A 14,927-nucleotide genomic window follows, 5' to 3' on the forward strand; every position below is an offset into this window, starting at 1 on the left:
ATGTCTCAGCCAAAAATCTGGCTCGGCGTCAGTTTGAAAATGTACTTCGGTTATCAGCAAACTTTGCAATGGTGTCGCGATGTGGCGGCATTAGCCAATCATGCTGCGGTGAAAAACGGCGAAGTGGGCTTGTTTGTGTTACCGGCTTATCCGGCGATTCCGGCGGTTGCAGAGATCTTCGCTAACACACCAGTGCGCTTCGGCGGCCAGGATGTTTGCCAGGCGGAGAACGGCGCCTGGACTGGCGAAGTCAGCGCCAGCATGTTGCAGGAGTTGGGCTGCTCGCTGGCCGAAATTGGTCACGCTGAGCGCCGTCGTCATTTCCACGAAGATAAAGTGCAAATTGCCGCCAAAGTGGCAATGTCGCTGCGTCACGGCATCACGCCGGTGTTGTGCATCGGTGAAGAAGTGCAGGCAGAACCGCAGCAGGCGATCGCACTGTGCCAGCAGCAGTTGGCCGAAGCGCTGGTCGAGTCGGCGCAGCAGGGCTTAAAGGGCGAAGTGTTCTTTGCCTATGAACCGCAGTGGGCGATTGGTGCGCCGCAACCGGCACCAGACAGCTACATCCGCGCAGTGTGCGCCGGGTTGCAGCAGCTCGCCACGCCGTCCGGCATCACGCTGAAAATCATCTACGGCGGCAGCGCGGGTCCGGGACTGATTCAGCGCCTTGGCGCGGACGTAAATGGCCTGTTCCTGGGGCGCTTTGCCCACGATCCCAACGCGTTGGCACAAATAATTGATGAAGCCAGTGAGCTGGCTCAGGAGCTCGATTCATGAGCCGTATCGGACTCAGTACCTACGCCTTTTTCTGGCGCATGTCGTCGAAAGTAGCAAACCCGCTGACGCTGGAGCAGATGCTGCAACAGACCGCCGATCTCGATGTGTCGGTGTTTCAAATCTGCGATTACCCGGCGATTGAAAGCTGGTCTGACGCACAACTGCTGGCGCTACGTAAGCAGGCCGATGCGCTCGGTATCACGCTGGAACTCGGCACGCGCGGCCTTGGCACCGAGCATCTGCGTCGTTATCTGCATATGGCGGAGATCCTCGATGCGCGCGTAATACGTTCGATGTTCTACACCGCCGATCACCGTCCTTCGCTCGACGAAGCTGCCGCGTTGATTGGCGCGGTGTTGCCGGATTTTGCCCGCCAGCAGGTGCGCCTCTGTCTGGAGACATACGAGCAGGTGAACAGCGGCGCGATGATGTCGGTGATCAACAAGTTCCTGTCGCCGTGGCTCGGTGTGTGTCTCGATCCCGCCAACTGTGTCGCCGGACTCGAATTGCCAGAGCAGGTGATTGCCAACACCGCCGCGCGCGTCGGCAATCTGCACATCAAAGACTTTGCTTTCACGCGTCGAGATGGCTGGGTCGGCTTTACCTTTGCCGGTTGCCCGATGGGCGAAGGCTTGCTGGATTACGACCGGATGATCGCTAGCGTGCGCCCGGCGGATAAAGGCATTAACCAAATCGTCGAACATTGGTTGCCGTGGCAGGACGATGCCGCGCTGACCTGCGAGCGAGAAGCCGAATGGACTCGCCGCACCGTTGAATTCTTACGTAGTAAACAAGATCAGGAGTAACAACATGAGCGTGCAACTGAAAACCATCACCGTGATTGGCGCGGGCGGCAAAATGGGTATGCGTATTTCTGCCAACTTCCAGAAAAGCGATTACCAGGTGTTTTACTGTGAGAACTCACCGAAGGCGCAAGAGCAGGTAAGCGCGCAGGGGCGTGAACTCTCTGATGCGGCCTCCGTGGTGCCATTGAGCGACGTGGTGATTCTGGCTGTGCCGGATATCGTGCTGGGCAAAGTCTCTGAAGGCGTGGTGCCACAGATGAAAGCGGGCGCGATTCTGCTGACGCTGGACCCCGCAGCGGCCTACGCTAATCTGATCGCCCATCGCGATGGCATTGAATACGCGGTGGCGCATCCTTGCCATCCCTCGGTATTCCTTGAGCGTTATACCAAAGAAGAACATGCCGATGCTTTCGGCGGGATCGCGGCGGTTCAGCACGTAGCGGCTTCGTATGAAACCGGATCTGATGAGCAGAAAGCCGAGCTGAGTAAGGTGATCAGCGTGATGTACGGCCCGGTGGAGCAAGTACATTGGGTCACCGTGACGCAACTGGCGTATCTGGAACCCACGCTGGTGGAAACTGTGGCCTGCATGGTCGGCGCGTTTATGAAAGAAGCGCTGGATGAAACTGTGAAACACAGCGGCGTGCCGGAAGAGGCAGCCAAAGCGATGTTATACGGCCACATTCAGATCGCGCTGGCCGTGGCGTTCCGCGCCACCAATCCGTTCTCGGATGCCTGCATGATCGCCATGGAGTACGGCCGTGAGAAGATTGTGAAACCTGACTGGAAACAGATCTTCGATCAGAAAGAGCTGGATATCGTGATTGCCCGTATGCTGAAAATCGACGCCATCAAGCGCTAAGCGTGATGCTCGATCGACTCGCGGCGCTGTTGTCTGGCGAAGCGAGTCGTATCAATGATATAACTCCTTCCCAAAATCCCTGGTCGCCATAAATGGCGACCCTACAACGATCCGCTTGCGCCCGGGCGCACGATTCCAACAAAAGACAGGTTACGGATGGAAAAAAACACGCTTTTTCAGGACTCCGAGCTGCTGACGGAAATAGCTGTCGCCTATTATCAGGACGAAATCACCCAGGAGGAGATTGCGCGTAAGTTTGGTATTTCCCGCATTAAAGTCGGTCGACTGCTCAAACGCGCGCGCGAAGAAGGCATCGTCGAAATCAACGTGCGTTACCATCCCGTCTTCAGTACCCGCCTCGAACAACAGCTGCAAAATCGCTTCCCACAACTGCAACGTGCGCTAATAGCGCTCGATCAGCCCGATCAGGAAGAGCAGCGACGTCAGGTTGCCGCGCTGGTGTCGTCACATTTAGCGCAGTCGCTGAAAGACGACGCCATTGTCGCCGTTGGGCAAGGGCGCAACGTTGCCGCTGTCGCCGATTATCCCGGCCAGGTACCGACGCGTAACTGCCTGTTCATTAGCGGCATTGGCGGCACGCATCGTCCAGGCGATGCCATTAACGCTGACCATATCAGCCGTCGTCTGGCGAAGAAGTTTGGTGGCATCAGCGAAACGCTGTACGCGCCTGCCTATGTTGAGAACCGCGCGCTGCGCGATGCTTTTATGCAAAACGGCACCATCAAAGAGACGCTGGACCGCGCGCGCAAAGCGGATGTGGCGCTGGTGGGTATTGGTGACATGAATGAAAACAGCTATATGGTGAAACTCGGCTGGTTCACGCCGCACGAAATCATCGACGCCAGCGTTAATCAGGGCGTGACGGGCGATGTCGCCGGCTATGATTTCTTTAATTCACAAGGCCAACATGTAGATACCGTGATGAACGATCGCGTGATTGGGCTGAGCATTGATGAGCTGCGCAAAATTCCCTGTGTGATCGCCATTGCCGCAGAAAATACCAAAGCGATGGCGATCCTCGGTGCACTGCGCACTGGCGCGATCGATATCATTGCTACCACCGCGCAGAATATCCGCACCATTTTGAGTTTGTCGCAGGAAAAGGTTTAGTTAAACGGCCAACACTTTGTAGGGTCGCCATTTATGGTGACCGAAAGACGCTTAACTAACGAGCATTCCGCGAAAAAGTTTACCGTTTTACGATTCAACGGCAATCATCGCCGTTAATACGGAATATTTTAAACTCAATGAACAGCCTTATTCCGCAACGCGCAGTGCCATAACCTAACGGTCTTGTTCGTGCTATGTTCAGGATATATCCTGTATTTTTCCTTGTTGAGAATCCCTGCCAGATGACTAACGCGCGCTTGCTCTCGGTTGAAAACCTCTCGCTGCACACTCACGATCAGCGCTTGCTGGTGGATAATGTCTCTTTTGATCTCGATCGCAAGGAAATCCTGGCGTTAGTCGGCGAGTCGGGCTCGGGTAAAACCTTAACGTCGCTGGCGCTGATGAGCTTGCTGCCGCCGGGCGTGCAGCAGAGTGGTGGCCGCGTGGTGTTTAATGGCGAACCGCTGGATGCGCGTAAGACCCAGCAATTACGCGGCTGCCGCATCGCCACGGTGTTTCAGGAGCCGATGACCAGCATGAATCCCACGCTGCGTATTGGTGAGCAGATTGCCGAAGTGCTGGTGCGGCATCGACAGTTCAGCTGGAAACAGGCGCAGCAGGAAGCGATAGCGCTGCTGGATCGCGTTGGCATCGTCAATCCGGCGCAGCGCGCACGGCAATATATTCATCAGCTGTCAGGCGGCATGCGGCAACGTGTGATGATCGCCAGCGCCATTAGCGGTCAGCCGGAATTATTGATTGCCGATGAGCCGACCACCGCGCTGGACGTCACCATTCAGGCACAGATTCTGGCGCTACTACAGGAACTGCAGCAAGAGATGGGCATGGGGATCTTGTTGATCACCCACGATCTCTCGGTGGTGGCGCGCTACGCCGATCGCGTCTGCGTGATGCAGCAAGGGCGGCTGGTTGAACAGGGCGCGGTGCTGAGCACGCTCGGCGCGCCAACGCATCCTTACACACGCAAATTGATTGCCGCTTCAGCTACGCAAATTCCTGAGGCAATTGCGCCGGTTGAACAGCCGCCCCTGCTGGTGCTGCGTGACATCAGTAAAAGCTATCCGCTGCCGCGCCGCATGCCGCTGTGGCCTGCCAAACGGCAAACCGTTTTGCATCCAGCCAATCTGTCGATTGCGCAGGGTGAGATAGTTGGGCTGATTGGTGAATCAGGCTCCGGTAAAACCACCTTGGGCAGCGCGGCGATTGGTCTGATTACGGCGGATGGCGGCGAGGTACATTTTCAGGGGCAGCATCTGCAAGGGCGCCAACTGAATACGTTACGTCGTCACGCTCAGATCATCTTTCAGGACCCTTACGCCAGTTTGAATCCCAAAATTCCAGTTGGTGAGCAGATCGCCGAACCGCTGCGCGTCTGGCAACTGCGCAAAGGCGCGGCGGTGGATGAGCGGGTTAAAGAGCTGCTGGCGTTGGTGGGATTGAAGGCCGAACATGCCGGACGTCTGCCGGGCGCGTTTTCCGGCGGTCAGCGTCAGCGAATTGCCATTGCGCGCGCGCTGGCGATGGAGCCGAAGTTGCTGGTGGCGGATGAAGCGGTGGCGGCACTGGATTTATCAGTGCGCGGGCAGATTCTGGCGCTGTTTAATGATTTACGCCACAAGCTGGGATTATCGGTACTGTTTATCAGCCACGATCTCAGCGCGGTGCGTCAGTTGTGCGATCGCGTGGTGGTGATGTATCACGGCAGGATTGTGGAGTCCGGCGCGACCGCCAGCGTGATTAATCATCCGCAGGACAATTACACCCGCCAACTGCTCGCCGCCGCGCCGGACGTGCAGCAGGCGCTGGCGCTGCGATCAGCTGCCGTGTAACAGCGGCAGTTCGTGATGTTCAGCCCATTCGTGCCAGGAACCGACATACACCGAAACATGGGGATAGCCCGCCAGCTTCAACGCCGCCAACACCGTGGCGGCGCGGGCTCCGCGATGGCAATAAACTTGCAGCTTCGCGTCTTTACTCAATCCTGCCGCCTCGGCGCGTGCGGCAATCTGCTGCGCTGCTAAGAAATGGCCGTTGGCAACCACATCCTCCCAAAACAGCAGCTGAGAATGCGGAATGCGTCCGGCGCGCTGGCAGCAGGCATGCGCAAAGCTGCCGTCAAATTCGCTGGGGCGACGTGCATCCACGTTGACCACATTCACTCCATCTGCTGCTAATACCTGTTCACGGCTGCACACCAATTCGCGGTTCCACGCGGGTGCGTTTGCTGCGGGTGGATGCGCCACCGTGCGGCTTAATCCCAATCCCGGACTGAGTTCATAGCCTGCTGCAATCCACGCCTCCACGCCGCCATCCAGAATCAGCGCATCATCCCGCTTCAGCAGCCAGGCAAACCAGGCCCCACGCGGCGAACGCATGCCAACCTGCTGTTCGAAAAACACCGGCGTGGCGTTGGGATAGGCGGTAAACATCGGTTGCAGCGCGGTGGCTGCTTCTGCAGCCATCACCGCTAAACCTGTCTCGCTGCAATCCTCAATAAAATAGTCGTAGACGTTACAGTGCTGCGCGCCGGGCAAGGTGGCGCGTTGCCAGTCGGCGAACTCGCGCACGTCGATCAGCAGAAACGTTTCGCCTTTTGCCTGGCGCTGATGCAGGGAAAGCACATCAATGATCATGCAGAACTCCTGAAAACAGCGACTGCAACGAACCAAGTTCGTCGTGCTCGGCGGCCTGTAACACGCGGGCGGCGAGGGCGATATCAAACACGTTGAGGCCAAACGAGGAGAAATAGACGCTGTCATCGGGCTGTGGACGCCAGTTATCCAGCAGCAGCGCGGCGAGATCGGCCGCCACATCCTGCTCACCAAATTCTCCGGCGCGGAACATCTGGAACAGGCTTTTGGCGCTGCGCTGGGCAAAATCGCCCCACGCATCAACCACCACCTTGCTGCTGGCTTTGATGGCGGCGAAACTGACTTCGTGATAGCCGATCTGCACAATGATCCTGCCGGGCTGGACCGCTGCGGCATCAATAATCGGCTGGTCGGCGCTGGTGCAGGTCAGCACCGCGTCATAAGGCTGCGCCAGAGCGAGCTGCAAATCAGTTTCGATCTGCACTTCGCGCAACGCATTGAGTTTAAAAGGCGAGCGATTCCACACGCCAATCTGTTCCAGCTGCGGAAACAGCTGCTGCAACATGCGCAGATGCGCCTGAGCATGCAAACCGGCACCAAGCAGCAGCACGCGTTTCACCGGACGCGGCGCGGCCAGCTGCAACGCCAGTGCGCTCACCGCCGCGGTGCGCGCCGCGGTTAATGCACCGCTGGCCAGCAAACCACGCGGAATACCGCTTTGCGCATCGTTAATCAGGGTTAAGGCTAAGGCGGCGGGCAGCGCATCCGGTCGCTGTGGACGATGTGCCGTCCACTTTACGCCCGCAGCGTTGTAGCTGCCGCCCACGCGCGCTGGTAAGGCATAAGCTTTACCGAGCGGCGTACCGAGATCGATGTGATTTTCAGCGGGCATTTGCGCCTCGCCGAGACGCATCAGGCGAATCACCGCTTTGACGTCTTCCAGCGCCAGAGCGACATCGCCGCCGCCTAATTGCGCGACGGTGGCTTCATCCAGTACACGCAATAACGCTTCCATTACTGCTCCAGCAGGCGATCGGCGAAGGGATAGAGCGCCGGAGAACCGCCACAATGCACGAAGGTGACGCGGGATCCTTGCGGAATGCGCCCTTGCTCGACCAACGAGAACAGGCCATGCATCGCTTTGCCGGTGTAAACCGGATCCAGCAGCACGCCTTCCAGCTGGGCGAGTTGATAGATGGCGGCAATGCCGCCGTCCGATGGCACGCCGTACGCCTGACCGACATAACCATCTTCAATCCAGATATCATCCGGCTGCCACTGCTGCGGCCATTGCAGCAGATCGGCACAATCCTGCGCCATGCCGGCAATGCGTGGCTGGAACCAGTCGGCTTTGGCGCTGACGCTCACGCCAATCACCCGGGTATTGGGCCAATAGCGACGCGTACCCACATGCAATCCCGCCAGCGTGCCGCCGGAACCGGTGGGCGCGACGATGAAATCGGGCGCGGGCGTCTGGCTGGGTGCCAGCTGCGCCGACATCTCTTCCACGGCCCGCACATAACCCAATGCGCCGAGCGGCGTTGCGCCACCCAGCGGAATAATCATTGGGGTTTCGCCTTGCGCGACAGCCGCATCAGCATGCGCCTGCATCGCACCTTCAATCTGCGTGAAATAGCCGTCGGGATCGAGGAACTGCACCTCGGCCCCGAACAGCTTGTCCAGCAGCAGATTACCCTGCCAGCTTGCGGGCGGATTGCCCCGCAGCACCAGCACCGGACGCATACCAAACTTGCGTGCCGCGGCGGCCACCATGCGGGCGTGGTTCGACTGATGCCCGCCGGTGGTGATCACCACATTCACGCCTGTTTTGCAGGCCTCCGCCATCAGATACTCCAGCTTGCGTACTTTGTTGCCGCCGCCGCCGAAGCCACTGTAGTCATCACGTTTGATCGTCAGCGTAATCCCAAGTGCCTCACTGAGCCGCGGCAGCGGCTCGTGAGGCGTGGGGAAGAAGCCGAGCGGAACGCGTTCAAACTCTTCAACTGATTTCATTATGTGTTACCTATATTTTTATGTACTGCGGTGTTTCCCTGGTGTGGCGCGACCCGGCCAATGGCCGAATCATTGAATGCGTTGAGCCATAAGCTCATGGATTGCTGGAAGCGTTCGAGTCCCGCCAGCGTGACAAACTCATTGACGGCGTGGGCGTTGCCGCCGTGGCCTAATCCACCAATCAAAAAGGCGGGTGCGACGGCCGCGAAAGCGTAAGCGGGCGCACAGCCCGGTGCCCACGGCCAGATTTGCGGTACCGCGCCCAGCGTTTGATAGCTGGCGATCAAGGCATCGACGCCGCTGGCGCTGCGGCTAAAGCGCACGCCGGGATAACGATCGAACAGTTGCAGTTCGCTGCTGGCTAAATCGGGTTGCGCCAGGCGCTGCTGCGCGGCTTCAATCATCGCGTCCTGATCGAAACCCGGCGGAATGCGAAAAGCTAGTTCCGCGCTGGCACGGAACGGGATGACGCCGCGTCCGCCCGGCGGATCGCTGTGTAGTTCGGCCAGCGTCAAGACCGCGCTGCCGAGCAGCGTTTGCAGGCAGCTCAGCGTGTCGCCTTCAATCATCAGGCGCTGGCTGCGACGGAACTGCAGTTCGTCATCGATGCTGAATTCGGCGGCTAAGGTCGCCAATAACTGGTTCGCCTCATCGTCCGTGGCGTTACAGGCCAGCACGCCGCTGTGTGCGGCCGGTGCGATGGCATTCAGAGCCTGCACTAAGCGCCATGCCGGATTGGCGATCCAACCGGCATTGCTGGCATGAATCGCGGAGGAAGGTCCGCCCCATGCGCCGCCGCTGACGCTCAGGCGTCCGCTGGCCAGTCCGGTAAAGCCGAGGTAAACGCGCGGTGCGCCGCCGCCGTATTCGCACAGTGATGGGAACAGCACCGCTTCAGCGGGCGCAATCGGGCAAGGCTGCTGCGCCAGATAACGTCGCAGTGTGCCGCTGCCGATTTCCTCTTCACCTTCGAGCAGGATTTCAATATTGAAATCGAGCTGCTGGCTCTGCTGCAGTTCGCGCAGCAGGATCAGCAGGGCGGCGACCGGGCCTTTGTTGTTCTCTGCGCCGCGTCCGACAAAGACCGCGCCAGGATCGTCCCAGTGGCACACGCCACCAACAAACGGCGGCACATCCCAACCGGCATCATCCGCAGGCATCACGTCATACATGTTGTACAGCACCACGGTTTTGGCGCTGCCGTTATCAATGCGCACATGCACCAGCGGCGGAGAATTGTCGGTTTGCGCCGCCACCGGATAAATCACGCTGGCGTCGAGTTGCTCCACCATCCACTGTTCCAGCCAGGCGGCCAACCCGCGCTGCGAGGATAACTGGCCGGCCACGCTCGGCCAGCGCGTCAGTTCACTCAGCAGTTCAAGCGTGGCATCAAGGCGACTCATAAACGAATCCTCGGGTTCAGCACCAGATAGAGCAGGTCGATCAGCAAATTGATCGCCACAAACACCACCGCAGCGAGCAACACAATCGCTTGCACCAGCGGGAAGTCGCGGTTTTGAATCGCCTGAATCGCCAGACGACCAATGCCCGGCCAGGCAAAAATAATCTCTGTTACCAGTGCGCCGCCGAGCAGCGAGGCGAAATACATGCCTTGCACGGTGATCACCGGAATCAGCGCGTTACGCAAACCATGGCGTACCACAATGCGCCAGGCGCTGAGCCCTTTGGCGCGCGCGGTGCGGATATAATCCTGTTGCAGCACATCCAGCAGGCTGGCGCGCGTCAGGCGTGCTACGGCGCTCATGTAAAACGCACCAAGGCTGAGTGCGGGCATCACCAGCGCGGCGAAAGTGCCGTAACCGCTGGAAGGCAGCCACTGTAACTTCAGGCTAAACAGCAAAATCAGCAGCAGCCCCAGCCAGAACACCGGAATCGCCTGACCAGAGAAGGCCAGCAGGCGGCACAGCAAATCCCAAATGCTGTGCGGTCGCAGGGCGCTGATAATGCCCAGCAGCAGACCGAGCAGCGAACTCCACGCCAGCGCACTCACCGCCAGCAGCGCCGTTGCGGGCAAGCGCTCAGCAATCAGTGCCAATACCGGCTGGCTGTAGCGCAATGATTCACCAAAATCGCCGTGCAGCACGCCGCCAAGATAGTGGCTGTATTGCCACAGCAGCGGACGATCAAAGCCCATGCTGTGACGGAAAGTATCGATCTCCTGCTGGCTGGAGCCGGGCGGCATCATCAGCGCCGCCGGATCGCCCGTCATGTGCAGGCTAAAGAAAATCAGCAGCGACACGCCAAGCAGCACTAATACCGACTGGCCAAGGCGATTGAGCAGAATGTTCAGCATCTTAATCCAGCCTTGTGTGCGTGCGACGTAGCAGCGCATCGCCGAGCAGGTTGCAGCCAATTACCAGCGCCGCAATCACTAAACCGGGATAGAGCACCAGCCATTGCGACAGCAGCATGTAAGAGCGGCCTTCGCCAATTAAGTTGCCCAGCGTCGGCGTGGGCGGCTGAATGCCCATGCCAAGAAATCCGACTGAGGCTTCGAGCACGATCAAGCGTGGGATATCCAGCGTCAGCAGCACCACCAGTGGCGTCAGCAGATTGGGCAGGATATGCCGCAGCAGCACGCGCAGCGGCGAAAAGCCCATGGCGCGCACCGCCTGAATATATTCCAGTTCACGAATTTCTAAGGTTTTGGCGCGCGCCACGCGGGCATAAATCGCCCAGCTGGTGCAGCCCATAATCACAATAATGTTGGTGAGTGAGGCGCCCATCAGCGCAATCACCAGCAGAATCAACAGAATAAACGGCACTGCCAGCTGGATGTCGATCAGGCGCATGATCAGCGCATCAACCCAACCGCTGGCGTAACCGGCAATCATGCCGAGCGCGACGCCAATCACCGCGCCAATCGCCGCCGCGACCAATACCACCAGCAGCGACAAGCGCGTGCCGGAAAGAATACGTGCCAGCAGATCGCGGCCCAGTTGGTCGGTGCCGAGCCAATGCGTGGCTTGCGCGCCGGGCGAACCCGGCGGCAGGAACATCTCATTAAGGTTGTTACTTAAGGCATCGGGCAACGGCAGCCACGGAGAGAGCAGCGCCGCTGCAATCACCACGATCAGCAATACGCTGCCGATCACCGCATCGCCGTAAATCAGGCGGCGCGGACGGCGCTGCAGCACGTTGCCCGGTGAAATCATTTCAGCCTCAAATCAAACAGCGGGATGCGGGCATCGACGCGGCCTTTGAAGTTGAGCGAGGTGCTATGCGCATACAAGGTGTCTTCACGATACAGCGGCAGCAGCGGCTGTTGTTCAGCGACGCGTTGCTGAATCTGCTCTAACACTTTTTTGCGCGCAGCGGGATCAACAATCTGACGGCTTTGGTCGAGCAGCTTATCCAGCTCCGCATCATGCACGGTGGAATAGGGCTCGCCGCTGCGCAGAATCGGGAACAGCGCGGCATCGGCATCCAGCGTTTGGGTTGAACCCCACGCCAGCATATACATCGGAGCCTGTTTCTGTGACGCAACCTGCTGGGTATAAACCGACCATTCCGGCACTTCCAGCTCGGCTTTTACGCCAATTGCGGCTAAATCCTGCACGATGGCTTGTGCCACATCGGCGCTGGCAATATAGCGGCGCGGCGCCTGGAAGCGCAGGGTAAAACCGTTAGCGTAACCGGCTTCAGCCAGCAGCGATTTGGCTTTCGCCACATCTTGCGCGGTAGCCGGAACCGCCAGATAACCAAAGTCATTGGCTCCGGCCATGGTGCCGGTTGGTGTGCCGAAACCGTGCAGCAGCTGTTGGGTATACGCCTGACGGTTCAACGCCAGCGAAAGCGCCTGACGGACGCGCACATCACTCAGCGGTTTCTCATCATCTTTAAGGCCGAGGTAAATCGTCAACCCGCCGCCTTTCACCTGTTCCAGCTCGACATTGGGGCGATTTTTCAACGCGGGGACTAAATCGGCGGGCACGCTTTCAATCAGCTGCACTTCGCCGGTCAGCAGCGCGGTAAGGCGTGCGGTGGCTTCGGGAATTGGACGCCAGGTAACGCGATCAATCGCCGGTTTGCCGCGCCAGTAAGTTTCATTGGCGACCATCACCACTTTTTCGTCCGGGATAAAGCTATCCAGCTTGTAAGCACCGCTGCCCACTGGCTTGCGCGCAAACTCGCTGGCACCGACTTTCTTCACGTATGCTGGTGGCACAATGTAAGCCGGATAGCGGCTCATGCGCGTCGGCAGCAGAGGATCCGGGCCGTTGGTGTGGATCTGCACCTGATAATCGTTGATCACCTCCACCGATTTGATGGTGCGGATATAGGAAATCGTCGGCGCGTGATTGGCGGGGTCTAAAATACGATCGATGGAGAATTTTACCGCTTCGGCGTTCACCGGCTCGCCATCGGTAAATTTCACGCCCTGGCGCAGGGTAAATTGCCAGGTGGTTTCGTTAATCGCTTTCCACTCAGTGGCTAAGCCCGGCTGCAATGACATGTCATCGGCCCGGCGCACTAAGGTATCGAAGATGTTATCTACCAGCGTGGCAGATTCTTTAAGGAAGCCGGGATCCATCGCCGTGGCAGACGTGGGTTGGCCAATGGTCAGTTCTGCCGCCTGTACAGCAGGCATCAGAGCAAATAGCAACGCGGTAGTGACAAACTTCACTGCAGGTAGTCTCATAACGTTTTCCAAAAATTGCCAGGGCAAGGTAGTGAAAAGAGTGGCTGCGGCCAGAATCAAGACTGTGCTTATTTGTAATACATGATATATCCTATAATCTGGCCGGTTGGCAATAAAACATTAAAAATAACTTACCATTTGCGGATTTCGGTAAAGGGCTCACAAAAAATGATCGAAATGGATAAAGCGCAGCGCATGAGTTTGACCGCGCAGGTGGAATCGTCACTGCGCAGCGCGCTGATTGTCGGCAAGCTAAAACCTGGCGCACGGCTGGTGACGCGCGATCTGGCGGCTCAGTTGGGTACCAGCATCACGCCGGTGCGTGAAGCCTTATTGCGTCTGGTTTCTGCCGGCGCGCTGGATGCCACGCCCGCCGCCGCCTTTTTGGTGCCGGAAATGTCATTGCAGCGCTTCGAGGAAATCACGCTAATTCGTAAGCAGCTTGAAGGTTTAGCCGTGAGGACGGCGACGCCCTTTGTGGGGAAAAAACAACTTTCTGAACTGAAAAAACTCTGCGTCAGCTTTATGCAGGCCAAGTTAAGCGGCGATGCAGCATTGGCGCTCGAAGCCAATCGCGCCTTTCGTTTTACGCTGTATGGCTATGCGCAAATGCCTACGCTTGAAGCGCTGATTGAACAGCTTTGGGTGCAGATTGGTCCGTGCTTCAACTATCTCTATCCGCAGCCGGCCGAGGTGGTGAATGGGCATCATAATTATGATCATCTGCTGGAAGCGTTGCAGGCGGGTGATGGCGTTACCAGTGAGAAGATTTTGCTGAAAGCGATTGATGATGGGGCGGCGATTTTGAAGCAGCATTATTTTGATCAGTGATTCATTTTAGAAGGTCGTCATAAATGACGACCCTACGGGAGCCACTTTAACCGCGCGGTCACCGCAGTGACATAAATCCTTCATTTCCTTCCGCTAGCTTACCGCCATTCTGATTTCTGGATTGCGGATGCATGAGCCACCTTTCGCTTCATCACATCACTAAAGCCTGGGGCGAGAAAATCGCCCTGGACGACATCAGCTTTGACGCGGCAGAAGGCTCGTTTGTCGCGCTGCTCGGTCCATCGGGCTGTGGTAAATCGACACTGCTACGCACCATTGCCGGCCTGGAAACGGCCGATCGCGGGTCGATCCACTTTAAACACGCTGATATCACCCATTTGCCGCCGTCGCAACGCAAGCTGTCGATGGTGTTTCAGTCCTACGCGCTGTTTCCCCACCTTAACGTGCGAGAAAACCTGCTGTTTGGTTTGAAAGCGCGCGGTGAGGAGAAACAGTCGTTTGCTGCACGCCTCGATAACGTCAGTAAGCTGATGGAGCTGGATAAGCTGCTGGATCGTTTGCCGTCGCAGCTCTCCGGCGGACAGCAGCAGCGCGTGGCGCTGGGCCGTGCGGTAATCGCCAATAATACGCTTTGCCTGATGGATGAACCGCTGTCGAACCTCGATGCCAAGCTGCGTCAGAGCATGCGCCGTGAAATCCGCGCGCTGCAGAAGAAGCTTGGCCTGACCATGCTGTATGTCACGCATGATCAGACCGAAGCGATGAGCATGGCCGACAGCATTATTCTGCTCAACGACGGCCACATCGAACAGCACGGCACGCCAGACGTTCTCTATAACAATCCCGCCAGCGTCTTTGCCGCGCAGTTCATTGGCGCACCGCCGATGAATATCCTGCCGCTGCAGCGCAACGGCGCACATCACACCCTGTTGCACCTCACCGCGCCCGTTGTGGAATACCACGAAGCAGCGCTCAGTCTTGGATTGCGTGCCGAAGATATCCAGCTGATCGCCGCAGAACAGGCAGCGTTGACCGCGCGGGTGATCAGTTCCGAATATATGGGCTCTGATACCTTGCTGGTGTGCCAGCTTGCCGGTATCAGAGAGCCGCTGACGGTCAAAGTGCCGGGCATGCAGCGCTTTATCGATGGCAGCGAAGTGGGATTGCAGTGGTCCGCCGCGCGGCAATATCTGTTCCATCAGGAGAGCGGTAAGCGCTGTGCGCCAGCCGAACAACAGATGTTTGCTTCACAGAAAAAATACGCCGTTTAA

Annotated in this window: 14 protein-coding genes; 7 read left to right on the forward strand and 7 right to left on the reverse strand. The window is 58.1% G+C overall.

What is annotated here, in order from left to right; translation table 11 throughout:
• The 5 genes from VIJ98_RS09400 to VIJ98_RS09420 all read left to right on the forward strand — a co-directional run bounded on the left by VIJ98_RS09400 (position 1) and on the right by VIJ98_RS09420 (position 5,426).
• Positions 1 to 777 carry a triose-phosphate isomerase gene (locus tag VIJ98_RS09400; RefSeq protein ID WP_154156072.1) on the forward strand — a complete coding sequence of 259 codons (777 nt, stop codon included), beginning with the start codon at positions 1 to 3 and terminating at the stop codon, positions 775 to 777.
• Positions 774 to 1,583, forward strand: coding sequence for a sugar phosphate isomerase/epimerase (locus VIJ98_RS09405; protein ID WP_154156074.1), 810 nt, complete (start codon positions 774 to 776; stop codon positions 1,581 to 1,583). Before VIJ98_RS09400 ends, VIJ98_RS09405 begins: the two co-directional genes overlap by 4 nt.
• Before the next feature lie 4 nt (positions 1,584 to 1,587).
• Entirely contained in the window at positions 1,588 to 2,445 is an 858-nt protein-coding gene (locus tag VIJ98_RS09410) for a phosphogluconate dehydrogenase C-terminal domain-containing protein (protein ID WP_008104041.1), read from the forward strand.
• Positions 2,446 to 2,601: 156 nt separating this feature from the next.
• The gene (locus VIJ98_RS09415; protein ID WP_323273613.1) at positions 2,602 to 3,576 is read left to right on the forward strand and encodes a sugar-binding transcriptional regulator; all 975 of its coding nucleotides are present in this window, start codon (positions 2,602 to 2,604) and stop codon (positions 3,574 to 3,576) included.
• A gap of 242 nt (positions 3,577 to 3,818) precedes the next feature.
• Positions 3,819 to 5,426 (forward strand): ABC transporter ATP-binding protein, encoded by a 1,608-nt coding sequence (locus VIJ98_RS09420; RefSeq protein WP_323273615.1) that lies wholly within the window; start codon positions 3,819 to 3,821, stop codon positions 5,424 to 5,426.
• Here VIJ98_RS09420 and VIJ98_RS09425 read toward each other — a convergent pair.
• The 7 genes from VIJ98_RS09425 to VIJ98_RS09455 are packed head-to-tail and all read right to left on the reverse strand — an operon-like array spanning position 5,412 to position 12,864.
• A complete protein-coding gene (locus tag VIJ98_RS09425; RefSeq protein ID WP_323273616.1) occupies positions 5,412 to 6,230 on the reverse strand; it encodes a rhodanese-like domain-containing protein in 819 nt (272 codons plus the stop codon). The two genes, VIJ98_RS09420 and VIJ98_RS09425, sit on opposite strands and share 15 nt — an antisense overlap.
• Positions 6,220 to 7,203, reverse strand: coding sequence for an ornithine cyclodeaminase (locus VIJ98_RS09430; RefSeq protein WP_323273617.1), 984 nt, complete (start codon positions 7,201 to 7,203; stop codon positions 6,220 to 6,222). Before VIJ98_RS09430 ends, VIJ98_RS09425 begins: the two co-directional genes overlap by 11 nt.
• A complete protein-coding gene (locus VIJ98_RS09435) occupies positions 7,203 to 8,201 on the reverse strand; it encodes a D-cysteine desulfhydrase family protein (protein WP_323273618.1) in 999 nt (332 codons plus the stop codon). The genes VIJ98_RS09430 and VIJ98_RS09435 overlap by 1 nt, the downstream gene beginning before the upstream one ends.
• Positions 8,201 to 9,604, reverse strand: a complete 1,404-nt coding sequence (locus VIJ98_RS09440; protein ID WP_323273619.1) for a M20/M25/M40 family metallo-hydrolase — start codon at positions 9,602 to 9,604, stop codon at positions 8,201 to 8,203. Before VIJ98_RS09440 ends, VIJ98_RS09435 begins: the two co-directional genes overlap by 1 nt.
• Entirely contained in the window at positions 9,601 to 10,515 is a 915-nt protein-coding gene (locus VIJ98_RS09445; protein WP_008104058.1) for an ABC transporter permease, read from the reverse strand. Before VIJ98_RS09445 ends, VIJ98_RS09440 begins: the two co-directional genes overlap by 4 nt.
• 1 nt (position 10,516) lies before the next feature.
• Complete coding sequence (locus VIJ98_RS09450; protein WP_323273620.1) at positions 10,517 to 11,377, reverse strand: ABC transporter permease; 861 nt, start codon at positions 11,375 to 11,377, stop codon at positions 10,517 to 10,519.
• Positions 11,374 to 12,864, reverse strand: a complete 1,491-nt coding sequence (locus tag VIJ98_RS09455; protein WP_256696439.1) for an ABC transporter substrate-binding protein — start codon at positions 12,862 to 12,864, stop codon at positions 11,374 to 11,376. The genes VIJ98_RS09450 and VIJ98_RS09455 overlap by 4 nt, the downstream gene beginning before the upstream one ends.
• Before the next feature lie 168 nt (positions 12,865 to 13,032).
• On the opposite strand from VIJ98_RS09455, the gene VIJ98_RS09460 reads away from it, so the two are divergent.
• Both VIJ98_RS09460 and VIJ98_RS09465 read left to right on the forward strand, forming a co-directional pair.
• Positions 13,033 to 13,695 (forward strand): GntR family transcriptional regulator, encoded by a 663-nt coding sequence (locus VIJ98_RS09460; protein ID WP_323273623.1) that lies wholly within the window; start codon positions 13,033 to 13,035, stop codon positions 13,693 to 13,695.
• Positions 13,696 to 13,826: 131 nt separating this feature from the next.
• A complete protein-coding gene (locus tag VIJ98_RS09465) occupies positions 13,827 to 14,927 on the forward strand; it encodes an ABC transporter ATP-binding protein (RefSeq protein WP_323273625.1) in 1,101 nt (366 codons plus the stop codon).

The organism is Pantoea sp. S18 (assembly GCF_045689705.1).
In the GTDB taxonomy this organism is placed as follows: domain Bacteria; phylum Pseudomonadota; class Gammaproteobacteria; order Enterobacterales; family Enterobacteriaceae; genus Pantoea; species Pantoea symbiotica.